The sequence below is a fragment of the Mycobacterium sp. E796 genome (assembly GCF_001672815.1).
Lineage (GTDB): Bacteria > Actinomycetota > Actinomycetes > Mycobacteriales > Mycobacteriaceae > Mycobacterium.
Genome location: NZ_LZKK01000110.1, coordinates 1 through 23,991, shown reverse-complemented (window position 1 = coordinate 23,991; position 23,991 = coordinate 1). Strand labels below are relative to the sequence as shown.

23 protein-coding genes and 2 pseudogenes are annotated in these 23,991 nt (G+C 69.2%); 14 read left to right on the top strand and 11 right to left on the bottom strand.

Annotation, left to right across the window (positions count from 1 at the left end):
- Positions 1-119 (top strand): annotated as a pseudogene (locus A5706_RS33490) (TIGR00730 family Rossman fold protein); the annotation flags it as partial.
- A gap of 330 nt (positions 120-449) precedes the next feature.
- Complete coding sequence (locus A5706_RS09090; protein WP_068129261.1) at positions 450-1,946, top strand: cellulase family glycosylhydrolase; 1,497 nt, start codon at positions 450-452, stop codon at positions 1,944-1,946.
- Between the two features lie 120 nt (positions 1,947-2,066).
- Here the strand turns inward: A5706_RS09090 and A5706_RS09085 are convergent, their stop codons facing one another.
- From A5706_RS09085 to dapE, 3 genes are read right to left on the bottom strand one after another with little or no spacing between them, the layout of a single operon-like run.
- The gene (locus tag A5706_RS09085; protein ID WP_068129259.1) at positions 2,067-2,462 is read right to left on the bottom strand and encodes a type II toxin-antitoxin system VapC family toxin; all 396 of its coding nucleotides are present in this window, start codon (positions 2,460-2,462) and stop codon (positions 2,067-2,069) included.
- Entirely contained in the window at positions 2,463-2,711 is a 249-nt protein-coding gene (locus A5706_RS09080; protein ID WP_068129256.1) for a type II toxin-antitoxin system Phd/YefM family antitoxin, read from the bottom strand.
- A gap of 32 nt (positions 2,712-2,743) precedes the next feature.
- On the bottom strand, positions 2,744-3,808 hold the full coding sequence (dapE, locus tag A5706_RS09075) for a succinyl-diaminopimelate desuccinylase (RefSeq protein WP_068129254.1): 1,065 nt from the start codon (positions 3,806-3,808) through the stop codon (positions 2,744-2,746).
- A 35-nt stretch (positions 3,809-3,843) separates the two neighbouring features.
- Between dapE and dapD the strand changes: the two genes are divergently transcribed.
- Positions 3,844-4,797, top strand: a complete 954-nt coding sequence (gene dapD / locus A5706_RS09070) for a 2,3,4,5-tetrahydropyridine-2,6-dicarboxylate N-succinyltransferase (RefSeq protein WP_156767025.1) — start codon at positions 3,844-3,846, stop codon at positions 4,795-4,797.
- Between the two features lies 1 nt (position 4,798).
- Here the strand turns inward: dapD and A5706_RS09065 are convergent, their stop codons facing one another.
- From A5706_RS09065 to A5706_RS09045, 5 genes are all read right to left on the bottom strand, one after another.
- Positions 4,799-6,076 (bottom strand): MFS transporter, encoded by a 1,278-nt coding sequence (locus tag A5706_RS09065; RefSeq protein ID WP_068129264.1) that lies wholly within the window; start codon positions 6,074-6,076, stop codon positions 4,799-4,801.
- A gap of 206 nt (positions 6,077-6,282) precedes the next feature.
- Complete coding sequence (locus A5706_RS09060) at positions 6,283-7,704, bottom strand: acyl-CoA synthetase (protein ID WP_068129249.1); 1,422 nt, start codon at positions 7,702-7,704, stop codon at positions 6,283-6,285.
- 22 nt (positions 7,705-7,726) lie between these two features.
- Positions 7,727-8,635 (bottom strand): alpha/beta fold hydrolase, encoded by a 909-nt coding sequence (locus tag A5706_RS09055; RefSeq protein WP_068129247.1) that lies wholly within the window; start codon positions 8,633-8,635, stop codon positions 7,727-7,729.
- A gap of 48 nt (positions 8,636-8,683) precedes the next feature.
- Positions 8,684-10,861 carry a CoA transferase gene (locus tag A5706_RS09050; RefSeq protein ID WP_068129246.1) on the bottom strand — a complete coding sequence of 726 codons (2,178 nt, stop codon included), beginning with the start codon at positions 10,859-10,861 and terminating at the stop codon, positions 8,684-8,686.
- The gene (locus A5706_RS09045) at positions 10,858-12,327 is read right to left on the bottom strand and encodes an aldehyde dehydrogenase family protein (RefSeq protein ID WP_068129244.1); all 1,470 of its coding nucleotides are present in this window, start codon (positions 12,325-12,327) and stop codon (positions 10,858-10,860) included. The genes A5706_RS09050 and A5706_RS09045 overlap by 4 nt, the downstream gene beginning before the upstream one ends.
- A 170-nt stretch (positions 12,328-12,497) precedes the next feature.
- Between A5706_RS09045 and A5706_RS09040 the strand changes: the two genes are divergently transcribed.
- The 10 genes from A5706_RS09040 to A5706_RS08995 are packed head-to-tail and all read left to right on the top strand — an operon-like array spanning position 12,498 to position 21,383.
- Positions 12,498-13,712, top strand: a complete 1,215-nt coding sequence (locus tag A5706_RS09040) for a cytochrome P450 (protein WP_068129240.1) — start codon at positions 12,498-12,500, stop codon at positions 13,710-13,712.
- Entirely contained in the window at positions 13,712-14,908 is a 1,197-nt protein-coding gene (locus A5706_RS09035) for an acyl-CoA dehydrogenase family protein (protein WP_068129238.1), read from the top strand. Before A5706_RS09040 ends, A5706_RS09035 begins: the two co-directional genes overlap by 1 nt.
- Positions 14,905-15,453 carry a MaoC family dehydratase N-terminal domain-containing protein gene (locus A5706_RS09030; protein ID WP_068129236.1) on the top strand — a complete coding sequence of 183 codons (549 nt, stop codon included), beginning with the start codon at positions 14,905-14,907 and terminating at the stop codon, positions 15,451-15,453. The genes A5706_RS09035 and A5706_RS09030 overlap by 4 nt, the downstream gene beginning before the upstream one ends.
- Positions 15,453-15,851, top strand: coding sequence for a Zn-ribbon domain-containing OB-fold protein (locus tag A5706_RS09025; protein ID WP_068129234.1), 399 nt, complete (start codon positions 15,453-15,455; stop codon positions 15,849-15,851). Before A5706_RS09030 ends, A5706_RS09025 begins: the two co-directional genes overlap by 1 nt.
- Before the next feature lie 8 nt (positions 15,852-15,859).
- Positions 15,860-16,975, top strand: coding sequence for an acyl-CoA dehydrogenase family protein (locus A5706_RS09020; RefSeq protein ID WP_068129232.1), 1,116 nt, complete (start codon positions 15,860-15,862; stop codon positions 16,973-16,975).
- The gene (locus A5706_RS09015) at positions 16,972-17,424 is read left to right on the top strand and encodes a MaoC family dehydratase (RefSeq protein WP_068129231.1); all 453 of its coding nucleotides are present in this window, start codon (positions 16,972-16,974) and stop codon (positions 17,422-17,424) included. Before A5706_RS09020 ends, A5706_RS09015 begins: the two co-directional genes overlap by 4 nt.
- A complete protein-coding gene (locus A5706_RS09010; RefSeq protein WP_068129229.1) occupies positions 17,421-18,590 on the top strand; it encodes a lipid-transfer protein in 1,170 nt (389 codons plus the stop codon). Before A5706_RS09015 ends, A5706_RS09010 begins: the two co-directional genes overlap by 4 nt.
- Positions 18,591-18,598: 8 nt before the next feature.
- Positions 18,599-19,669 (top strand): zinc-binding dehydrogenase, encoded by a 1,071-nt coding sequence (locus A5706_RS09005; protein WP_068129228.1) that lies wholly within the window; start codon positions 18,599-18,601, stop codon positions 19,667-19,669.
- Positions 19,669-20,286 (top strand): TetR/AcrR family transcriptional regulator, encoded by a 618-nt coding sequence (locus A5706_RS09000; protein WP_068129226.1) that lies wholly within the window; start codon positions 19,669-19,671, stop codon positions 20,284-20,286. Before A5706_RS09005 ends, A5706_RS09000 begins: the two co-directional genes overlap by 1 nt.
- A gap of 50 nt (positions 20,287-20,336) precedes the next feature.
- Entirely contained in the window at positions 20,337-21,383 is a 1,047-nt protein-coding gene (locus tag A5706_RS08995) for an alpha/beta hydrolase (RefSeq protein ID WP_231985138.1), read from the top strand.
- Between the two features lie 6 nt (positions 21,384-21,389).
- On the opposite strand, the gene A5706_RS08990 is transcribed toward A5706_RS08995, so the two are convergent.
- Both A5706_RS08990 and A5706_RS08985 read right to left on the bottom strand, forming a co-directional pair.
- Positions 21,390-22,136: an MBL fold metallo-hydrolase gene (locus A5706_RS08990; protein WP_068129224.1), complete on the bottom strand. Its 747-nt coding sequence runs from the start codon at positions 22,134-22,136 to the stop codon at positions 21,390-21,392.
- A gap of 32 nt (positions 22,137-22,168) precedes the next feature.
- Positions 22,169-22,387 (bottom strand): hypothetical protein, encoded by a 219-nt coding sequence (locus A5706_RS08985; RefSeq protein ID WP_068129223.1) that lies wholly within the window; start codon positions 22,385-22,387, stop codon positions 22,169-22,171.
- Positions 22,388-22,574: 187 nt separating this feature from the next.
- Here A5706_RS08985 and A5706_RS34170 point away from each other — a divergent pair, with 187 nt between their 5' ends.
- Complete coding sequence (locus A5706_RS34170; RefSeq protein WP_369831833.1) at positions 22,575-23,117, top strand: PE family protein; 543 nt, start codon at positions 22,575-22,577, stop codon at positions 23,115-23,117.
- Here A5706_RS34170 and A5706_RS08975 read toward each other — a convergent pair.
- Positions 23,024-23,991: pseudogene (locus A5706_RS08975) on the bottom strand (phosphopantetheine-binding protein); the annotation flags it as partial. The gene A5706_RS34170 and the pseudogene A5706_RS08975 overlap by 94 nt on opposite strands.

Genomic DNA, 23,991 nt, shown 5'->3' with positions numbered 1-23,991 from the left:
GGGATCTCGCTTCGGAACTCGGCGAGGCGATCGGCGAGCGAGGCTGGACGCTGGTGTGGGGCGGCGGCCGGGTTTCGGGGATGGGCGCGGTGGCGAGCGCGGCGCGCGCCGCCGGCGGGCAGTCGGCGGTGGCGCTGCGCGCCTGGCACGAGGCCGTCCGCCTCGGCGACACACGCGCGGTGGACCCGCTGTCCCGGCTGTGCGCCGAGGTCGCCTGCGCGGTGGGCGGCCTCGCGCTCGCCCACGCGCGCGCCCTGGCGGCCGGCGATGAGGCGGCGCTGCGGGCCGTGTCGGACGAGCTGGCGGCGGCCGGGATGCGCGCCGCGGCCACCGACGCCGCCGCGCAGGCGCGCCGCATTGTGCGCCAACCGTGACGCGCCCGTGTTAGCACAGTGACTATTGCGCCTCACTGTTTCCGAAAGTGATTTCGCTCGGGGCTTGGAGGCTGTATGCGTATCCGCCCTTCGCGCGCGGCCCGACTGCTCGCGGCCGGTTTGCTGATCGCCGCGCTGACGACTGACGCGTCGTCGGTCGTCGCCCCGCCCCGCGCGTCAGCGGCGCCCACCGGGCCGACGCTGCCGCTCGGCCACGCCGGCCGCTGGATGACCGACGCCGACGGGCGCGTCGTGATCCTGCACGGGCTCAACCAGGTGTACAAGTTTCCGCCGTACACGCCGTCGGCCGACGGGTTCGGCGACGACGACGCGGCGTTCCTGCAGGCCAACGGCTTCAACGCGATGCGGGTGGGTGTCATCTGGGCCGCCGTGGAACCGCAGCCGCTCAGCTACGACGACAACTACCTCAACTCGATCGCGCAGACCGTCGCGACTCTGGCGTCGCACGGCATCGTCAGCCTGCTCGACTTCCATCAGGACCTCTATAACGAGGCGTTCCAGGGCGAGGGCGCCCCCGCCTGGGCCGTGGCGCAGGCGGGCCTGCCCAACCCGCAACTGGGCTTTCCCGGCAACTACTTCCTCAACCCCGCCGAGGAGTACGCCTGGAACGCCTTCTGGCGCAACGCCCCCGCGCCGGACGGGATCGGGCTGCAGGATCATTACGCGCGGGCGTGGGCGCACGTCGCGGGCTTCTTCCACGGCAACCCGGGGGTGTTCGGCTACGAGGTGTTGAACGAGCCGTGGCCCGGCTTCATCTGGGAGGGCTGCTTCGACTTCGTCCTGGGCTGCCCGGTGCAGGACCACAAGCTGACCGTGTTCTACCGCAAGGTGGTGCCGGTGATTCGCGCGGCCGATCCCACCACGCTCGTGTTCTTCGAGCCGAACACGCTATCCGACGAGGGCGTCCACACCGACCTGGGCGGGGTGGTCGACCCGAGCACCGGGTTCTCCTTCCACGACTACTGCGCCATCGAATCGGTGCTGCACAAGAACATCACCTGCCGCTTCCAGGACGGCCTCACGATCACCAACGCGAACCTGTACGCGTTCTTCCACCGCATCCCTCCGCTGCTGACCGAGTTCGGCGCCACCAACGACCTGAAGAACATCGCCGAGGTGATGCGCCACACCGACCGGCAGCGGATGGGCTGGCTGGAGTGGGCATACACCGGCAACGACAAGACGAGCTCGTCGCCCACCGACCAGGCGCTGGTCTTCGACCCGAGCCAGCCGCCGACCGGCGCCAACGTCAACGCGGCCAAGCTGGCGGTGCTCGCCGCGCCGTACCCGCAGGTGGTGGCGGGCACGCCGCGCGAGTGGTCGTTCCAGTCGGGCGTCTTTCGGCTCTGCTACACGCCCGAGCGGGCCGACGGCGCGGGCAGCTTCGCCGCCGGTGCCCAGACGTTCATCTCGGTGCCGCCCGTCGAGTATCCGAACGGCTATCACGCGAATGTCACAGGGGGACAAGTTGTTTCGCCGCCCAACGCGCCCGTGTTGGCCGTCGTGGCGAACGCCGGCGCGGGCCGGGTCGACGTGGTCGTGACGCCCTGATCCTCCGCCGAGCTGGGGGTACGGCCGTCCACGCCGAGCGTCACGCCAGCGTGGCCGTCGGCGCCGAGCGTCACGCTAGCGCGCCGCTGGAGCCTGCCCGCCGACCCCGCGACCGTCTCGTCAGATCGCCACGACGCGAACAAGCCCTTCTAATCCCGCGAAGTCGTCGCCGTTTCGCGTGTAAAGGTCCAAACGACTGGCGTGCGCGGTAGCTGCGATGAGCAGGTCGGCGAATCGGCTCCTCGGCTTCCGCCCTTCGCGGACCACCGCGGCAACCACGAGCCCGTAGCTGCGTGCGGCGGCCGCGTCGAATGGGATTGGTTCCAGAATCGATTCGACTTCCTGCAATCGAGCTTGGCGCTTGGCAGCTTCCAGAGCTTCGGCGGCCAGGTGCGGGCCCGCCGCCAATTCCGCCACCGTGATTGCGGATATCGCCATCTCGTCGGGCAACGCGGTGACCACCGCCGGGTCATGCCAATCGACGACGACGGAGGTGTCGAGGAGACCGGACGACACTCAGAGGGCCTGATCTATCAACCGGTCCAAGTCCGCCCGGAACCGACGGTGGTCAATGCGCACCGCGGATGTCGCCAGCGCCGCGACCTCATCGCGCGAGACGAACGAGCGACGACCCGCTCTGATTGGACGCAGTTCGGCCACCGGCTCGCCGTTTCGCGTGACGACGAAAGTCTCGCCGGTCGCTACGGCGTCAATCACCCTGGCGTTGTCATTCCGCAGTTCGCGTTGGGCGATCGTCTTAACCATCCGCCTACTGTAGCAGATTGTGCTACATTGCGCTACGCGCTTAGGTAGCGCCGCAGCATCTGCACCGCGGCGGTGATGTTGGCGATCGGCACCCGCTCGTCGCGCGTGTGCGCCAGGTTCGGATCGCCCGGGCCGAAATTCACCGCCGGGATGCCCAGCGCGGCGAACCGCGCCACGTCGGTCCAGCCGTACTTCGCGCGCACTCGGCCGCCGGCGGCCTCGACCAGCGCCTTGGCCGCGGGCTGGGACAGGCCGGGCAGGGCGCCCGCCGCCGAGTCGGTCATCTCGATGCGAACGTCCAGCCCGTCGAACACGTCGTGCACGTGCTGCAGCGCCGCCTCGACCGACCGGTCCGGGGCGAAGCGGAAGTTGACCGTCGCCGCGGCCGCGTCGGGGATCACGTTGCCGGCCACGCCGCCGTTGATGCGCACTGCCGACAACCCCTCGCGGTACTCGCAGCCGTCGATGTCGACGCTGCGCGCCCGATAGGAGGCCAGCCGGTCCAGCACCGCCCCCAGCTTGTGAATTGCGTTGTCGCCCAACCAGGATCGTGCCGAATGCGCACGCGTCCCGGCGGCGCTGATCACCACCCGCAGCGTGCCCTGGCAGCCTGCCTCGATGAAGCCGCCGGTGGGTTCGCCCAGGATAGCGACGTCGGCGGACAGCCAGTCCGGCAGCTCGCGCTCGATGCGGCCCAGACCGTTTGCGGCCGCGTCGATTTCCTCGCAGTCGTAGAAGACCAGCGTCAGGTCGTGCACCGGCTCGGCCACGGTGGCGGCCAGGTGCAGGAAGACCGCGTCACCGGATTTCATGTCCGCGGTGCCGCAGCCCCACAGCTCGCCGTTGTCCAAGCGGCTGGGCAGGTTGTCGGCCACCGGCACGGTGTCGAGGTGCCCGGCCAGCAACACCCGCGACGGGCGGCCGAGCGAAGTGCGCGCGAGCACGGCGTCACCGTTGCGGACGATCTCGAAGCCGGCGGTCTGCGCGCGCAGGGCGGCCTCCACCTCGTCGGCCAGGCGCGCCTCGTCCCGCGACTCGCTGGGAATGTCGACCAGCGCCGCGGTCAGCTCGATCGGATCCCCGCGAAGGTCCAGCACGCCCCCAAGGGTAGTGGCTGGGCCCGGCAAGTAACCTGACCGCCGTGACTGGAGCTGTAGGCATCGGGCTGGCGACGCTGGCCCACGACGGGTCGGTGCTCGACACGTGGTTTCCCGCACCGGAACTGACGGAACCGGGCACGGGCGGCACGTCGCGGCTGGCGTTGTCCGACGTTCCGCCGGAACTGGTCGCGCTGGTCGGCCGCGACGACGAGCGAGCCACCGAGACCGTCGCGGTGCGCACCGTCATCGGTTCGCTGGACGACGTGGCCGCCGACGCATACGACGCCTACCTGCGACTGCACCTGTTGTCGCACCGGTTGGTGGCGCCGCACGGGCTGAACGCCGGCGGCTTATTCGGGGTATTGACCAACGTCGTGTGGACTAATCGCGGTCCCTGCGCGATCGAGGGTTTCGAGGCGGTCCGGGCGCGGCTGCGCCGCCACGGGCCGGTGACCGTCTACGGCGTCGACAAGTTCCCGCGGATGGTCGACTACGTCCTGCCTACCGGGGTGCGCATCGCCGACGCCGACCGGGTGCGCCTGGGCGCGCACCTGGCGCCCGGCACTACGGTGATGCACGAGGGTTTCGTCAACTACAACGCCGGCACCCTGGGCGCGTCGATGGTCGAGGGGCGCATCTCGGCAGGGGTCGTGGTGGGCGACGGGTCGGACGTCGGCGGCGGGGCGTCGATCATGGGCACGCTGTCCGGCGGTGGCACGCAAGTCATTTCGATCGGCAAGCGCTGCCTGCTCGGCGCCAACGCGGGCCTGGGCATCTCGCTGGGCGACGACTGCGTCGTCGAGGCCGGCCTGTACGTCACCGCGGGCACCAAGGTGACCGCGCCCGACGGCAAAACGGTCAAGGCCCGCGAGCTCTCGGGCGCCAACAACCTGTTGTTCCGGCGCAATTCGGTCACCGGGGCGGTCGAGGTGGTAGCCCGCGACGGTCAGGGCATCGCGCTGAACGAGGACCTGCACGCCAACTGAGTCAGCCGGCCACGTCCTGAAGGCCCAGCGTCGTGCCGTTGGTTTCCGGCAACAGGTAGGTGCAGACGAGCCCGACCGAGGTCAGCGCGGCCAGCATGGCGCCGATCGCCCAGCTGCCGTACGTCGCCAGGAGCGTCCCGGCGAGCAGCGGCGGCACGGCCCCGCCGATGACCCCGGCGAGGTTGAGGGCCAGCGCCGACCCGCTGTAGCGGTACCGCGTGGCGAACAGCTCGGGAATGAAGGCGGCGGTGGGCCCGGAGCCGATCGCCCCGCCGAGCGCCATCCCGACGACGGCAACCACGTACAGCGCCGGGTTGCGGGTGTTCAGCAGCGGCATCACCGCGAACGCCCAGGGCAACAGGAGGGACCAGCCCAGCAGCATCAGGCGGCGGCGCCCGACCAGGTCGGACAGGGTGGCCGAAGCCGCCACCGTCGCGATGCTGACCAGCCCGGTCAGCGCGCCCACCGACCAGATGAAGCCGCGGGTGTACCCGAGGTGCGAATTGGCGTAGATCAGCAGATAGGTGTGACCCAGGTAGCCGAACCCGAATCCGCCCAGCAGGCTGCCGCCGGCCAGCAGGATCTCGCGGCGCTGCAGGCGCCACAGCTCCCCGAGCGGCGCCTTGGGCACCAGGTCGCGCGCCTTCTCCTCGGCGAACACCGGGGTCTCATCGATGTTGAGCCGCACGTAGAGCGCGATCCCGATCAGCCCCGCGCTGAACAGGAACGGCAGCCGCCATCCCCACTGCATGAACGCGGCGCTGTGCTCCCCGATGCTGAAGTTGACGCCCAAAAAGGTCAGGCTGGCGAGCACGGCCGCGGTGCCGGCGCCGAGCAGGGTGAACATGCCGTAGCGGCCCCGCTTGCCGGCGGGCGCGTACTCGGCGCTCAGTAGTGCCGACCCCGCCCATTCGCCGCCGACGGCGAACCCCTGCATGATCCGCAACACGATCAGGATCAAGGGGGCGGCCGCACCGATGGCGGCCGTGCTGGGCACCAGCCCGACGCTGACGGTCGAGACGGCCATGATCAGCAGCGTGGCGATCAGCGTCTTCTTGCGGCCCAGCCGGTCGCCGAAGTAGCCGAACACGGCGGCGCCCAGCGGCCGGGACAGGAACGCCGTCGCGAATGTCGCCATCGAGGCGACGACACCCAGCGTCGAACCGAGTCGCGGGAAGAACACCGTCGGGAACACCAGCGCGGCCGCGGTGCCGTAGATGAGGAAGTCGTAGTACTCGATCGCCGAGCCGACCAGGCAGGCGGCCGCCACCCGCCGCATGGGCGTGCGCACGGGCGCGGCCGCGACCGTCGGCAGTTCCGTCACGAGTACGACGGTAGGTGAAGGTGCGCCGTCACGCTCGATGGAAAACCTGGCAAAACGCTGCGTGTCTGGCCCGGACCGACGGCCGCGAGCGCGCGCGTTTGCACAGCGACACGCCGTGAAGGACGTACATTTGCGCGCGCTGGCGCCAGACAGCCCAGCGCTCAGCCCTCGGATAGCAGCTGCTTCTTGAGCACCTTGCCCATGGCGTTGCGGGGCAGCGCCTCCACCAGGCGCACCTCGCGCGGGCGCTTGTGGATCGAAAGCTCTTGGGCCACGTAGTTGATCAGCTCGTCGGTGTCCAGGTCCGACGAGCCGACGACGAAGGCGACGATGCGCTGGCCCAGGTCCTCGTCGGGCAGCCCGACGACGGCCGCCTCCCGCACGCCGGGGTGCCCGAGCAGCGAGGTTTCGATTTCGCCCGCGCCGACGCGGTATCCGCCGGACTTGATCAGGTCGACCGACTCGCGTCCGACGATGCGGTGCATGCCGCGGTCGTCGACGACCGCGACGTCGCCGGTGCGGTACCAGCCGTCGTCCCCGAACGCCTCGGCGGTGGCCTCGGGCCGGTTCAGGTAGCCGTCGAACATCATCGGGCCCCGAACCTGAAGCCGCCCAACGGTTTCCCCGTCGTGCGGCACCGGGTTGTCGTTGTCGTCGAGCAGTCTGGTCTGCACGCCGGCGACCGGCAGGCCTACCCAGCCCGCACGGCGCTCGCCGTCGGCCCGGGTGGAGATGGTGATCAGCGATTCCGAGGCGCCGTAGCGTTCGATGGGCTGATGCCCGGTGAGCTGGGCCAGCCGGTCGAACACCGGCACCGGCAGCGGCGCGCTGCCGGACACCAGGAGCCGCGCCGGTCGCAGCGCCTCGGCCGCCGAAGCGTCGGCGACCAGGCGCGACCACACGGTCGGCACCGCGAAGAACAGCGAGCCCCCCGACTCCGAGGCGGCTTTCGCGTAGCCGGCGGGCGTGGGTTTTCCGGTGTGCACGAAGCGGTTTCCGATCCGCAGCGACCCGAGCAGGCCCAGCACCAGCCCGTGCACGTGGAACAGCGGCAGGCCGTGCACCAGGACGTCGTCGGCGGTCCACTGCCACGCCTCGGCCAGCGCGTCGAGGTCCGCGGCGATCGCCCGGCGGCTCAGCACGACGCCCTTGGGCAGCCCGGTGGTGCCCGACGTGTAGATGATCATCGCGGTGGCGTCGGGTGAGGGCTCGGGGTAGCGGTGCCAGGAGCGGGCGTGCAGTCGCACCGGAATGTGCGGCAGCCCTTCGAGTTCGTCCGGCTCCGGGCCCAGCCACGCCCGCGCGCCGGAGTCGGTGAGCATATGCCGCCGTTCGGCCACGCCGACGTCGGCGGGCACCGGCACGAACGGCACGCCCGCGATCAGGCAGCCGGTGATCGCCAGCACGGTCGCCGCGGACGGCGTGGCCAGGACGGCGACCCGGTCCGCGCCGGCCACCCGCTCGGCGACCGAGGTGGCGGCGCCGACCAGGTCGCTGCGGCTGAGCGTGACGCCGTCGATGCTGACCGCGTCCGCGATGTCGGTGGTGGTAACGGCCGAGGGGTTCAGCGATGCCAGCAGCACGACTGCAGGCTACCCGGCAGCGTCAGGCTTGCTCATCCCAGATCTTCATCAGGGTGGACAGGATCTCCTCGCCGCGGCCCAGCCCGGCCAGATGACTTTCACCGGGCAGCACGAACAGCTCCGCGTCGGGCAGCAGCGAGACGACGTGCTCACCGTGGGCGAACGGGACGATGTGGTCGCTGTCGCCATGCCACCAGCGGACCGGGACTTTGACCTCGTCGAGCCGGAATCCCCAGTCCCGGGTGAAAAGGATCACGTCGTTGAACGGGGCCGCCAATTGCTTGCGGCTGCCGTTGAGCAGGTCGTCGAGGAACATCGCGGCGAACTCCGGCCGGGTGAGCAGGCGCCGGTCGCCCTCCGGCGATATCGCGGCGTACAGGTACAGCGCGGGATTGGCGACCGGACGGATCGCCCGGATCACCAGGCTGGCGCCGATCCGCAGCGGGTCGCCCCACAGCCGCAAGAACGGCGCGGCCCGCTTGCCCAGGTTCATCAGGCCGCTGGTGATCCCCTCGTCACCGAGGAACGGTGCGACGCCGCCGAGCACGCCGACCGCGACGACGCGATCGGGCAGCACCGCGCCGGACGCGAGCGCGTACGGCCCGCCGCCGGACAGGCCGATGACCGCCATCTTGTCGATGCCCAGCGTGTCGGCGATCGTGCGCAGATCCTCGCCGAAGGCCCGGATGTTCTCGTACCGATGGGGCGTCGACGAACCGGTGCCCGGCCGGTCCATGCCGATCAGCCGGATGTCGTTCTGTTCGGCGTAGACGCGAGCCTCGACCGGGATCTGCCGGCGGGCCCCCGGCGTCCCGTGCAGCCAGAAGACCGCGCGACCCCAGGGCGCGCCGAACTCGGCGAACCCGATTTGGCGGTCCTCACCGACCGCGATGTTGCCTTCGAGCTTCGGGCGGGCGATCGCGATGGCCATGCCTGAAAGCCTTTCATGTGACGCGCGGTTTACGAAAGGCTCACACGGCTACGCGTTCAGCGGCCGCTCGCCTATCACCCGTTCGGCCCGCAGGGCGGCCACCTCGTCCGCCGAAAGGCCCAGCCTTGACAGGATCTCGTCGTTGTGCTGACCCAGCGTCGGCGGGGCGCCGCGGTGGTGGCGCGCCGGCCCGGGCGTGATGCGAACGGGCCAGCCGGGGTAGCGGTGCGCTCCGGTGACGGGGTGCGTGAACTCCTCGTAGTATCCGCGCGCGTCGAGCTGAGGCAGGTCGTACATCTTCTCGCCGGTGATCACGGGCTCGGCCGGAATGCCTTGTGCCTGAAGGGTTTCGACGATCGCCTCGGGGGTCTGGGTGCGGGTCCAGGCGGCGACCATCTCGTCGAACGCGTCGTGGTCGATTCCCGGCTTCTCGGGCAGCGACAGCGCCACCCACGCGTGGTCGGCGTTTGTCGGGTACACGCCCTGCAGGTAGCCGCGCCGGCGGTTGCCTTCCCGCGCTTGCACGACGCTGTTCATCGAGTATTCGATCACCGGTTCGGCGGTCACGGCGGCGGCGACCTCGATCTGGGCGACCTCGATCAGTTGCCCCTCCCCCGTCCTGCGCCGATGCTCGAGCGCGGCCAGCAGCGCTACCCCGGCGTGCACACCGACGATCGGGTCGGCCGGCCCCTGCGGGTTGCACGGCGGCCCGTCCGCGTACCCGGTGACCGCCGACATCCCCGCGGTCTGCTCGAAGTTCAAGGCCCAGCCGACGTAATCGCGCCACGGGCCCTGCAAGCCGAAACCGGGCATCCGGACCATGATCACGTCGGGCTTCAGCGCCACCAGTGACTCGTAGCCCAGACCGAACTGCTCCACTACTCGCGGGGAAAAGTTCTCCACGACGACGTCGGCCTGCGCGGCCAGCCGCCGGACGATTTCCCGGCCGCGCCGCGAGGTCAGGTCCAGCGTCAGGTCTTTCTTGTTGAGGTTGGTGGCCTGCCACAGGCCGCTGCGCTCGTACCAGTCGTCACCCTCGAAGGGAAACGCGCCGGAGTAGCGAAACCCGTCGGGCCGCTGGATCGATTCGACCTTGACGACGTCGGCGTCGAACGCGCCCAGGTAGCAGGTCAGGTACGCGCCCGCCCAGAAGGTGCTCAGGTCAAGGACTTTCAGTCCCGCGAAGGGCCCTTCGGTTCGCGAATCGAACGGCACCGCGATTTCCGGGCCGCGATTTCGCAGTGTGGTTCGGTTCGCGGCACCGCTGAACCGAAACGCCTTCCCCGGGCGTCGGAAACCGGCCTGCTGGACGAAGAACTCGCGTTTGGCGTATTGCGGACATTCCAGGACGGTGGCGCCGTCGTTGACCGGGGTTGCCGGAATGCGCATCGCCTGGGCGAGGTCGACGATCTCGGCGACGGTTTGCTCGGCGATCAATGGCTCTGCGCGCGAATAGAATTCGGCGCGTTCGGGGCCGCCCAGCATGATCGCGATCTGCTGCTCGCCGAACTCGGGCAGGCCCAGCATCGCGCACACGTCCAGCCAATGCTGGCCGGTCAGGCAGTTGATTCCCACCCAGCCGTCCGCGGCTTGGACCACGCCCAGCATGGGGGCTCCCCGAGCGTTGAGGGGCAAGCCGAGACTCTGCATCTTCTCCGCCATCAGCATGGGATATGGCAGCGTCGACAGCAACGATTCGAATTCCGAAACATCCACCTGCACAACCTGATCGGATACGCACCGCAGCGCGGTCAACGCGCCCAGCGCGCCGTAGGCACCCGCGACGTACTCGGCGATCCGCGCGCCGACCTGCACCGGCGGGCGGTCGGGATCGCGGGCGCTCACCCAGCCCGACACCGCCTGCAGCGTCAGCGACGTGGCCGGCCGATCCCGCCACGGCCCCGACTGCCCGAAGGCAGATATGCGGAGCAGCAGCAGGCCGTCGAGATCGAAGCCCAACGCTTCCAGCTCTCCCGGGCCGAGATTCTCCACCAGCACGTCCGCCCGAGCGATCAGGTCCGGGGCGTCCTCAAACGCCACAATTCGCTTGCCGGCGTTGAGGTACTCGAACAACCCACCACTGCCCCAGTGGCGCAGCGGATCTCCGCCCGGCGGCTCAACCTTGGTGACCTCGGCACCGAGGTCGACGAAAAGCTTTGCCGCATAAGGGCCGGAGATTTCCCTGGTGATTTCGACGACGGACAGCCCCGCGAGGGGTCCGCTCACGCGGGAACCCCGATGGCCATTGCCTCCATGTACTGGTGCAGGCCGCCGACGCCGCCGCCCTCGCGCCCCAACCCGCTTAGCTTGAACCCGCCGAACGGCGCGCCACCGGGACCGCACCCGTTGACCGCGACCTGCCCGGTGCGGATGCGTCGCGCGACGCCGACGGCACGGTCCACATCGCCGCCCCACACGGCACCGGAAAGTCCGTACTGGGAGTTGTTGGCGATGGCGACGGCGTCGTCGTCGTCGCGGTAGCGCAGCACCGTCAGCACCGGCCCGAACACTTCCTCCTGGGCGATGGTCGAATCCGGGTCGACGCCGGTGAGAATCGTCGGCTCGAGATAGAATCCGACGTCCAGGCCGGCCGGACGACCACCGCCGGTCGCCAGCCGGGCCCCGTCGCGGACCGCCCCGTCGACATGCGCCTGGACCCGGTCCCGCTGCGCGGCGCTGATCAGCGGCCCCATCTGCACGTCGGGGTCGGCGGGATCGCCGACCTTGACCTTGCGGGCCAGCGCCACGAGCCGGTCGACCACGTCGTCGTGCAGCGAATCGGGAAGCAGCATGCGGCTGTGCAGGATGCAGGCCTGTCCCGCGTGCAGCGAGCAGGAGTCGAACAGCATCTGCTGCAACATCTCGTCGGTGACTTGCGCGTCGTCCAGGACGATGCTGGCCGACTTGCCGCCCAGCTCCAGCAGGATCCGCTTCATGGTGTCTCCCGCGGCGGACATGACTTGGCGGCCGACGACGGAACTGCCGGTGAAGCTCACCATGTCGATCCGCGGGTCGGTGGTGAGCAGCTTGGCCGCCTCGATGCCCGACGGCGTGACGACGTTGACCACGCCGGGTGGGATGTCGGTCTCCTCGTCGATGATCCGCGCGAGCGCGAGCCCCGCGAGCGGGGTCAGCGGCGAGGGCTTGAGCACGACGGTGTTGCCCGCGGCCAGCGCGTGGTTGAGCTTCATGACGTTGAGGCAATGCGGGAAGTTCCACGGCGTCAGGACCGATACCACGCCCAGCGGCTGGTGACGCAGCAACGTGGTGCCCGCGCTCATGCCGGTCACGGCTTCCTCGCCGAGCTGCGTGGCGAGCTGCGCCGCGTGCATCGACATGTATGCGGCCCCGTCGATTTGCATCATCCGCTCGTTCGAAACGCAGCCCCACTCCGCCTGCGACAGCGCGAAAAACTCGTCGGCGTGGTTCAGCAGCGCGGCGCCGACCTGGTTGAGGCAGCCGGCCCGCTCCTGTGGGCTCATGCGGCCCCACGGCCCGCTGTCGAAGGCCCGTCGCGCGGCGTCGATCGCCGCGCCGACCTGAGCGATGCTCGCGTCGGGCGCGGTGCCGATCGATTGCTCGGTGGCCGGATTGATGTCGTCGTAGCGACCCTCCTGGGCGTCGACCCATCTGCCGTCGATGTAGAGCTGGTAGGTGTCGACAAGAGTTCCCGGAGTTTGTAGCTCGGTCATGCGCGCTTCCTCACCCGAACGTCGGTCATCTAGACAGATAGTGTTCACCCGCGGCCCTCTCGCGTCAATCATCCAATTGAGCGAATTCCCCACTATTTCAGCCAGTTGGTCGTCCATTGACAGACCTGGCCGGACCGAGTAGACACAACGTCGCAAGACACATTGATGTGATGTGTCGGATCGCCTGTCGAGGGAGGCCCGCCGTGCGGACTACCTTTCCCCTGCACTCCCCCGACTTCTACGCGGATGACCCTTACCCGGCGTACCGGGAGCTGCGGGCGTCGTCGCCGGTGTGCTGGAACGACGTGACGAACTTCTGGGCCCTGCTCAAGTACGAGGACATCCGCTTCGTGTCGAGCAACCCGGCGCTGTTCTCGTCCACCGAGGGCATCACGATCCCCGATCCAGCACAGCCGAGCCCGGTCCAGCCCGGCAGCCTGATCTTCACCGACCCGCCGCGGCACCGGCAGATGCGGAAGCTGATCAACTCCGGGTTCACCCGGCGTCGGGTGGCCGTCCTCGAGCCGAAGATTCGCGAGATCGTGCGGGACATCCTCGACGACGTGCAGCCCGATTCCGTCCACGAGTTCGCCGAAGAGATCGCCGCGCCGCTGCCCACCCGGATGATCGCCGAGCTCATCGGCGCCCCGCCCGACGACTGGGAGCAGTTCCGGGCCTGGTCTGACGCCGCCACCGGCACCGCGGACCCGGAGATCGAACTCGATCCCTTTGTGGCCATGGGCCAGCTTTTCGAGTACTTCCAGAAGCTGATCGCCCAGCGGCGCCTCGAGGCGCGCGACGACCTGCTGTCGGTCCTGGCGGGCGCCGAGATCGACGGGGTCCGGCTCACCGACGAGGATCTGCTCAACTTCGCCTTCCTGCTGTTGGTCGCCGGCAACGAAACCACCCGCAATCTCATCGCTTTGGGCACGTGGGCGCTGATCGCCCACCCCGACCAGCGCCGGCTGCTGGTCGAGAATCGCTCGCTGATCCCGGGCGCAGTCGAGGAGATGCTGCGCTGGAACAGCCCGGTGGTGCACATGGCCCGCACCGCGACGGCCGACGTCGAGATCCGGGGGCAGCGGATCGCCGAAGGCGACACGGTGGTGATGCTGTACGGGTCGGCCAACCGCGACGAGGACATCTTCGGCGCCGACTCCGAGGAGTTCAAGGTGACCCGCCACCCGAATCCGCACATCGCGTTCGGGTGTGGCGAACACTCCTGCGTCGGTGCGCAATTGGCCCGTCTGGAGGCCTCGGTGCTGTTCGACGAGCTGCTGAGGCGCTTCCCCCGGCTGGAACTAGTTGGCGAGGTGGACCGGATGCGCGCCACCATGGTGCCCGGCGTGAAGCGGATGCCCGTGCGGCTCGGGACGGCCGAGTGATGGAGCTCGACTACACGCCCGAGCAACAGCAGCTGCGCGCCGAGATCCGCGCCGCGCTGGAGCGGGTGATGACGCCCGAACGCACGATGGCGCTCAGCGAGCGCATGGAGGGCGGTCCCGAGGTGCGCGAGTGCGTGCGGGCCCTGGCCGCGGCCAACCTGCTGGGCGTCGGCTGGCCCAAAGAGTATGGCGGACGCGGTTTTTCGGCCATCGAGCAGTTCATCTTCGCCCAGGAAGCACAGCGGGTCAACGCGCCGATCCCGCTGGTGACGCTCAACACGGTCGGACCCACCCTGATGCAGTGCGGCACCGAGGAACAGAAGCGAAAATTCCTGCCCGCCATCCTCGACGGCAGCGTGGAGTTCGCGATCGGCTACTCCGAGCCGGGGGCCGGCAGCGACCTGGCGTCGCTGCGCACCACCGCGGTGCGCGACGGTTCGGACTACGTGATCAACGGCCAGAAGATGTTCACCAGCGGCGCCGCCTACGCCGATTACGTCTGGCTGGCCGCCCGCACCGACCCGAACGTCAAGAAGCACAAGGGCATTTCGATCTTCATCGTGCCCACCTCGTCGCCCGGCTTCTCCTGGCAGCCGCTGCACACGATGCCGGGCATCTCCACTTTCTACACGTTTTACGACGACGTCCGGGTACCGGCCAGCGCCATCGTGGCCGGGGAAAACCAGGGCTGGCAGCTGATCACCACCCAGTTGAACTTCGAGCGCGCCGCGCTGGGCAACCTCGGCGCGCTGGAGCCGCTGTTCGAGAAGACCCTGGATTGGGCCGTCACCGCCGAGCTCGACGGTGGCCACGTCATCGACCAACCCTGGGTGCGGCTCGCGCTGGCCAGGGTCGAGGCGCAGGTCGCCGCGTACAAGCTCGTCAACATGCGGGTGAACGCGGCGATGACGAAGGGCGAGCTCAACATGGGAGAAGCGTCGGCGGCCAAGGTTTTCGGCACCGAGCTCACCCAGCAGGTCGCCCGCCAGCTGCTGGAGGTGTTCGACGGCAACGGGGTGCGCGGCGGCGACGACGCGCCGTTGCGCGGCGCCCTGGAAACCGCGTACCGATGGGCGGTCATCAACACGTTCGGCGGTGGCGCCAACGAGATACAGCGTGACATCATCGCCATGGCCGGGTTGGGGATGCCGAGGGCGCCCCGCGACCTTCGCCCCCAGCAAACAGGAGGATCATGACCGACCAAGATTCCGAGGTGCTTACGAAGCTGCGGGCGCTCGTGGGCCAGCCCACCGGCGGCACCGGAAAGCCCACGGTGGCACCGGATCCGGTCAACCAGCCGATGATCCGGCACTGGGCCCACGCGCTCGACGACATGAACCCCGTCTACCTCGACCCGGAGTTCGCGGCGTCGTCTCGGTTCGGCGGCATCGTGTCGCCGCCGGTGATGCTGCAGACCTGGACGATGCCGTCGCCGAAACTGGAGGGCATCGGTGACCGGGGCGGCTCCCCCGTCGAGATCCTCAGCAACCCAACGGCATTCCTGGACGAGGCCGGATACACCAGCACGGTGGCCACCAACTCGGAGTTCGAGATCGAACGCTACCCGCGGCTGGGTGACGTCATCAGCGCGACGTCGGTGTTCGAGGAGGTCTCCGACGAGAAGAAGACCGCACTGGGCACTGGGTTCTTCTTGACCTGGGTGATCACCTACATGGATCAGGACGGTGGGGTGCTGGGAAGACAGCGATTCCGCGTGCTGCGATTCAGGCCGGCCCGCTGATGGCCCCCCGGCTGGCGCCGGCGATCAGCCCGGACACCGAGTTCTTCTGGAATGGCCTGCGCGAGCACAAGCTGCTGGTCCAGCGCTGCGGCGGATGCGGGACGCTGCGCCACCCGCCCCGCCCCATGTGTCCTCACTGCCGGTCCCTGGACTGGGAGGCGGTCGAATCCTCGGGCCGCGGCACCGTCTACAGCTACGTGATGCCGCACGAACCGCGGTTCCCGTTCTTCGACTATCCCTACATCGTGGCGCTGGTGCAGCTCGACGAGGGGGTGCGGGTGGTGTCGAACCTGTGTGGCATCGACCCCGCCGACGTCACGGTCGGCATGCCCGTCGAGGTCTACTATCAGGCGTTCGACAACGATCTGGTCCTCCACCAATTCCGGCCTATTCGATAGGCGGCACAATGGATTTCACGTTCACCGAAGAGCAGGAGACGATCGGCAAACTCGCCCGCGACATCTTCGAGCGCCGGGCCACCCCCGAACGACTGACCGAACTGGAGGCAGGAGACACCCGTTACGACGCCGCGCTATGGGCGGAACTCGCGGCCGCCGACCTGTTGGGCACCGCGCTGCCCGAGGCGGTCCGCGGTAACGGCGGCGGCTTCGTGGAGCTGGGCGTGCTCCTGGCCGAGGTGGGCTTCAGCGTCGCGCCGGTGCCCGCGTACGCGACGCTCGTGCTCGGCGCCGACCCGATCGCCCGGCACGGGACCGCCGAACAACAGCGGCGATTCCTGCCCGGCGTCGTCGCCGGAACCCGCATCCTGAGCGCGGGCCTGCAAGAGCCCGGCCGCTCCGATCCGACGAGGCCGTCCACCAAAGCTCTTCGCGACGGCCCGAATTGGCGGCTCGACGGCGCCAAAGAACTGGTGCCGGCGGCCCAGCTGGCCGATACCGTCCTGATCCCCGCCCGCACCGACGAAGGCGACGTCGCGCTGTTCCTGCTGCCCACCGACGCCCGCGGCGTCGAGATCCGCCCAGTCGCGACCACCAACCACGAGCCGCACGCCGACGTATTCATCGACGGTGCAACGGTTTCCGCCGACGACCGGCTCGACGGCCCCATCGACTCGCTCCATACGCGGGCGCTGGTCGGCCTGTGCGCGATTCAGCTCGGCGTCGCCGATCGGGCCCTGCGCATCGCGGCCGACTACACCAGCGGCCGTGAGCAGTTCGGCCGACCGATCGGCAGCTTTCAGGCGGTGCAACAGCGGATGGCCGACGCCTTCATCGACGTCGAGGCGATCCGATGGACCACCTGGCACGCGGCCTGGCTCGTAGCGCGGAGACGTCCCCCCGAAGAGGCACACCGGGCGGCCCGCATCGCGAAGTTCTGGGCCGCCGAGGCCGGCGCCCGCGTCGCCGCCACCGCCCAACAGGTGCACGGCGGCATCGGGATCGACGTCACCTATCCGCTGCACCGCTACTTCTTGTGGGCCAAGCACAACGAGCTCGCCCTCGGCCCGGCCACTGCGCAGCTGGCCAGTATCGGCAGCACCTATCCGGAAGGAAACCGATGACAGCCGCCAACAGCCGCACCACCCTCAAGTGGGCCGACATCAACGTCGGCGACGAGGTGACGACGCTCGAAATCCCCATCACCACAACGATGATCGTCGCCGGTGCTATCGCGTCGCGGGATTTCATGCCGGTGCACCACGACCGCGAGTACGCCAACAAGCAGGGATCGCCGAACCTGTTCATGAACATTCTGACGACCAACGGCTATTGCGTGCGCTTCCTCACCGATTGGGCCGGTCCCGAGGCGATGGTGAAGAACCTGTCGATCCGCCTTGGCGTGCCGTGCTTTCCCGACGATCCGTTGCGCTTCACCGGCAGCGTGACGTCGAAGAGCGAAGGTTCGGACGGTGAGAACTTCGTCGAGGTGACGTTCAAGGGCTCCAACAGCCTTGGCGATCACGTCTCCGGCACGGCCGTCCTCAGCCTGCTCGACGGGGCCGCCTCATGACCCGCTTGCTGCCCGGCAGCTGCGCCATCGTCGGGATCGGCCAGACCGAGTTCTCCAAGGAATCCGGGCGCAGCGAGCTCCAATTGGCTTGCGAGGCGGTCAGCGCCGCGCTCGATGACGCCGGCCTGGCGCCCGCCGACGTCGACGGCATGGTCACCTTCACGATGGACTCCAGCGACGAAATCGACATCGCCCGCAACGTGGGCATCGGCGACCTGAGCTTCTTCTCCCGCGTTCATCACGGCGGCGGCGCCGCGGCCGGCACGGTCGTGCACGCGGCGATGGCCGTCGCCACGGGTGTCGCCGACGTCGTGGTGTGCTGGCGCGCCTTCAACGAGCGGTCCGGCTTCCGTTTCGGCGGCAGTGGGCGCGACATGTCCGCGACCCCGCTGTTCATGGCGCATTACGCGCCGTTCGGGCTGCTGACCCCCGCGTCCTGGGTCGCGCTGCACGCCCAGCGCTACATGTCGACGTACGGGGTGACCAACGAGGACTTCGGCCGCATCGCCGTCGTCGACCGGGCGCACGCGGCCAAGAACCCCGACGCGTGGTTCTACCAGCGCCCGATCACCCTGGAGGACCACCAGAACTCGCGCTGGATCGTCGAACCCGTGCTGCGGCTGCTGGATTGCTGCCAGGAGAGCGACGGCGGGGTCGCTCTGGTGGTGACGAGCGCCGAACGCGCCCGCGACCTTCGTCAGCCGCCGGCGGTGATCACCGCGGCCGCCCAGGGTGCGGCCGCCAACGGGGAGATGATGACCAGCTACTACCGCGACGACATCACCGGGCTGCCGGAGATGGGGGTGGTCGCCAACCAGCTGTGGCGCGATTCGGGCCTCAAGCCCCAAGACATCCAAACCGCTTTCATTTACGACCATTTCACTCCGTTCGTGTTCACTCAGCTCGAGGAGCTCGGCTTCTGCGGGCGGGGCGAAGCAAAGGACTTCGCGACGGTCGAGCGGCTGTCGCTGGGTGGGGAATTTCCGATCAACACCAACGGCGGCCTGCTCGGCGAGGCCTACATCCACGGCATGAACGGCATCACCGAGGGCGTGCGGCAGGTGCGCGGCACGTCCCACAACCAGGTCGAGGGCGTCGAGCACGTGCTGGTCACGTCGGGAACCGGCGTGCCCACCAGCGGCCTGATCCTCGCACCCGCCGACTAGGGACCCTCATGCCCAAGCTCGCGGTATTGACCGCACCCGGGGGGCCGATCGAGCTGGCCGAATTCCCGCTCACCGCGCCCGCGCCGGGCACCGCGGCCCTGCGGCTGCGGATGGCGGGGATCTGCGGGTCCGACCTGCACATCTTCCGCGGCGAGTTGCCGTTGCCGTGCCCGTTTGCCCTGGGTCACGAAATGGTCGGCGAGATAGTCGAACTCGGCGAGGGGATGACGACCGACGCGACCGGCAAGCCGCTCAGCGTCGGCGACCGCGTCGTCACACCGTACTTCTGGACCTGCGGGCAGTGTCACGCGTGCGCACGCGGCAGGTCGCACGCGTGCCAGAACCTGATGGCCGGCGAATACCGCACCCACGAGCAGGCCCCGCACTTCGTGGCCGCGCACGGCGAGTACTACTACACCAGTCGGCGGCAGCCGTTGTACAAGGTGCCCGAGGAACTCCCCGACGAGGCTGTGACGCCGCTCAATTGCGCTCTGGCGCAGGTGCTGTTCGCGCTGCGCGACGTGCGGCTGGGCGACACCGTCGTCATCCAGGGCGCGGGCGGGCTGGGCATCAACGCCGCCGCCGTGGCCAGGACCGCCGGCGCGGCGGCCGTCATCGTCATCGACAAGATCGCCGAACGGCTCGACGTCGCATCAGATTTCGGCGCGACTCATTGCATCGATGCCAGCGGCATCTCTTCGTATGAGGTGACCGAGCTTGTCCGTGCACACACCGACGGCATCGGCGCCGACTGGGTGCTCGAGGTCGTGGGTGTGCCGGGCGTCATCCCCGACGGAATAGGCTTTTTGAACAACGGCGGCACCCTGCTCGAGGTCGGCAACGTCGGGATGGGGCGCACCTTCGAGCTCGACCCCAGCGCCCTCGTCTACGGCAACAAGTCGGTGCGCGGCGTGATGCTCTACGACCCGGTCACGCTGGCGATCGGCTTATCCTTCCTGCGGCACACCGATTTTCCGTTTGATCGGCTGATGCCCAAGCCCTTCCGGCTGGACGACGTCAACGAGGCCTTCGCCGCGGCCGATGCCGGGCTGGTGCCGCGGGGGGCGTTGGTGCCGTGATGTCCGAGGCTTCCGCTTTTCCCGAAGCGACCGATACCCGGGAGCTCATCGTGGAATCGGCGTACGCCTGTTTCCGGAAGCAGGGGCTGCAGAAGGCGACGATCGTCGACATCGCCAGGACGGCCGGCGTGTCCCGCAGCACCATCTACGAGTACTTCAGCGACAAGGCCGAAATCATCGAGGCGTGCGCCGAACACGCGTCCGAACGCTTCTACCGCGAGATGTCCAGGGCGATGGCCCAGGGCAGCTCGCTCGAGGACAAGCTCAGCCGCGCAGCGGTTTTCGTGACCCAGGCGCGGCGGGTCATCGCCTCCGAGAAGTACTTCGATGAGGACGCGGTCAGCCTGCTGCTGACCAAGGACGCCGCCGTGTTGCTGCGCGAGTGCGTCGACTTCTTCGCGCCGTATCTGTCCGCAGCCCGGCTCACGGGCGAGGTACGTAAGGACCTCGACGTCGAGGCGGCCGGCGAATGGTTCGCCCGGATACTCTTCTCGCTCTTCAGCACCCCGTCGTCGACCCTGGACATGGACGACCCCGAGGTGGCGGCGGAGTTTGTGCGCGCACACGTGGTGCGGGGCTTCGCCGGGGATCGCCCGCGGCCGCGACGCGGCCACTGAGTCGCTTCAATTGCCGATCCCGGGCGGTGCAGGCCGTTAGCATTCACGGTGTGCGACGCGTGCTGGCACTGACCGCGGTCGCGGTGGCAATGACGTCCCTGTTGGTCGGCTGCGGCGGGTCCGGCGGCAAGCGCTCGGAGGCGCAGGCGGTTGTCATCGTCTCGGGCGGGGATGCGACGAGCCCGTTCACCACGCCCGACCAGGCCTGCTCGACCGGGCTGGCGGCGGGCAACACCGACACGGCGATCCGCGAGTACCTGCTCAAGGAGGGCTACAAGGTGTTCACCTCACCGGCGATGGCCGGCCGAGGACAGGTGGTGGATCAGACCGGCTTCGGCCCGTTCGGGATGTGCCCGATCACGTTGGCGGAGAACATGACCGTGAACTCCACCGGCAGCATCGACACCGCGGGTGAACACCTGGCGCGGTTCCTGACCTACCTGCACACCGACAAGCACGTCGACGATGTCGACCTGATCGGCCACTCGATGGGCGGCCTCTACTCGCGTGCGGCGATCCGCGTCCTGGCCACGACGAACTCTCCGGTGCACGTCCGCTCGCTGACCACCATCGGGACGCCATGGCAGGGTTCTTACCTGTCCGACTACGCCAACGACACCCTCCCGCTGACCGACTGCGGCGGCGACCCGCTTTGCGAGAATGCCATGAAGGGGTTCAAAACCGAGGTGCTGCGCCTCGTTTCGGGCTCCGGTCGCGAGGTCAGTCAGGCCTACCTGATGGGCAATAACGGCTGGAATCAGTTCCAGGCGGGGGTGCTGGACAGGGTGCCGGTGGTGCTGATCAGCGGAAAGAAGTTCACCGAGGCGGGCCAGGTCAACCCCATGGTGTGGCCCAACGACGGGATCGTGGCATTACGCAGCGCTCTGGCGGTCGATCTGGCAGACTCGGTGCTGCCGCACCGGCGCTGCTACGAATTCGATGACACGCACAGCATTTTCGTCTCCAACGAGGCGGGTCTCGATTGGAAGACGGCGCTGACCTGGGATCCGCAGGTGTTCGATGCGCTGCACTCCGCTCTCGAGGACGCGCCGAAAGCGCGTGACACGGCGAACCGTCAGGGCTGTCCCGGCGCTTAGCTCACGTCAGCGGCGCTGTTGCAGCCAAACGGTTTCGGCGTGGTGGACGGGTCGGCCGTGACCGGGTAGCAGGTGCGCGACGGGTAGCTCTTCGAGGCGCTGGCGGGTGGCGGCGGCGGTTGACGCGTCGACGATTTCCGGTGTGTGCCAGGCCTTGCCGCCAACGGTGAGCACGGCATCGCCGGACAGCAGCGTCCGGGTCGCCGGGTTCCACAGGGCGACGCTGTCGTCGGTGTGACCGCTCGCGCCGATCACGGTCCACTGCGCCGCGCCGGGCAGCGGCCGGCCGTCGGCGAGCCCGCCGGCGGGCGACGGCCCCCTCCACCGCATACCGAGCGGGGTGCCGTACCCCGCCACCCGGGCGCCGCCGAAGAGCCCCGCCACGCCGATTCGATCGAATGGCTGGTCGATCATGGTGGGCCAGATGGTTGCCGCCTTCGCGGGCGTCGGCGTTCGCGGCCTCATGCCGTCGAGATAGGTAAGCGTCTTGTCGGGCAACCAGATTGGCGCGCCGTAGCGGGCGGCGAGTGTTGACGCGCCCGCGACGTGATCGCTGTGCCCGTGCGTCGCCACCACGGCGTGCAGGGTTCCGCCGAACCGACCCACGACGGGCGCCAGGTCGCGGGCGACCCGCGGTAGCCCGGCGTCGACGACCACCGCGCCGCCGTCGCCGCTCAGCACGTAACAGTTGAAGATCCAGCGCGACACCCGCGTGATGCCGAGCTCGGGCATCTCGTCGATAACAAGGCCCATGCCCGAGAGGCTACGCCCGGCGCAGCCGCCTACTAGCCCGCGCCCGGCACCGGAATCGGGAAGTCGAGGGGCGGGGACCACGGCGGCGCCTCGGGCGACGGCGGGGCCGGCGGTGGCGGGGGCGACGGGCTCCAAGGTTGCCCTGGCGGTGGCGGCGGGTCGGCGTGCGCCGCGCCGGCGCCGATACCGAATGCGCCCACCCCCAGCGCCGCGGCGACGGTGAAACCGGCCAACAGCTGCTTCATACGCATGGCCCGAATCTATCTGCGTGTGCTCCAAGGACGGGCTTCTCGCGAAATCTTCACCCTGCGTTCACAATCGGAATTCGAAATCCCCTGCGTCATAGCCCCATTCGCCCCGTGGCCCCAACACGCGCCGCCTCGGGCCACATACACCTAGAATGAAGCGGCGACGGGGGACGCGGCGGAGGAGGCGGGCGTGTCCCTACTCGTGGTGGCCCCGGAATTGCTGGGCGTGGCGGCGACGCAGTTGCAGAGCATCGGTTCGGCGGTGGACGCCGCGAACGCGGTGGCCACCGTCCCGATCACCGGGCTTGCCGCCGCCGGCGCCGACGAAATCTCGGGCGCGGTCGCGGCGGCTTTCACCGGCTACGGTCAGCAATTCCAGGCGCTCGCCGGGCAGGCGGCAGCCTTCGGTAACCAGTTCCTGCGCAACCTGGTTGCCGCTGCGCATTCGTACGAGGCCACCGAGGGCGCAAGCATCGGGCAGATGTTGACGCCCGCAGTCAACGCGGTCAACGGGCAGGTCGAAGAGCTGACCGGCCGCCCACTGATGGGCAACGGCGCCGACGGGTACACCAACTCCCAAGGCATCGGCACTCCCGGCGGGGCGGGCGGTTGGCTGTACGGCGACGGCGGCCGCGGCGGCAGCACCACTTGCTGGCCGCCGCGGTGCTGGGCCCAGGCCAGGTTGAGGTCCTCGAGCAGGATCCGCCACGACACCCCATCGACCGCCAGGTGATGAACGATCAACAGCAACTGCCCGGTGGGAGCCGCCCACAGCGCGCTCAGCATCACCCCGGCGGCCGGGTTCAACCGCGACCGCGCCGCCACCAAGGCCTCCTCGGACAGCACGTCCACCGCTTGCAGGCACCCGCGCGCATCCACCGCACCGGGCTCGGGCACCGTCACCGACCACCCGTCGGTGCCGTCGGCGTTGTTGTCATCGACGCGCATCCGCAACATCGGGTGCCGATCCAGCAAGGCCTGCAACACCGCCGCCACGTCGGACGACGTCACCCCCACCGGCGCCTGCACCAGCACGGTCTGGTTAAACTCGTCGACCGGTCCATCCACGCTCTGCAGCCAGCGCATGATGGGCGTGGCCACCACCGCGCCGACGCCCTGGTCGATCACCTCGGCATCGGCGTCGACCACCCCGGCCACTCGGGCGAGCTTGGCCACGGTCTGCTCGACGAAGATGTCGCGCGGCCGAACCACCACGCCGGCCGCCCGCGCCCGCGCCACCACCTGCATCGACAAGATGCTGTCCCCGCCCAATTCGAAGAACGACTCCTCCACCCCGACCCGCTCCAACCCCAACACCTGCGCATAGATACCGGCCAGGATCTCCTCGACCGCATCAGCCGGGGCGCGGTAGTGGTCGACGTCCTGATACTCCGGCGCCGGCAACGCGCGGGTGTCCAGCTTGCCGTTGACCGTCAGCGGCAACGCCTCCAACACCACCACCGCGGCCGGCACCATGTAGGCCGGCAGCCGGTCGGCCAGCGCCGCGCGCACCTCGGCCGGATCCACTGTCCCGGTCACGTAACCCACCAGGCGCTTGTCGCCGGGGCGGTCCTCGCGGGCGATCACCACCGCCTGCTCGACGCCGT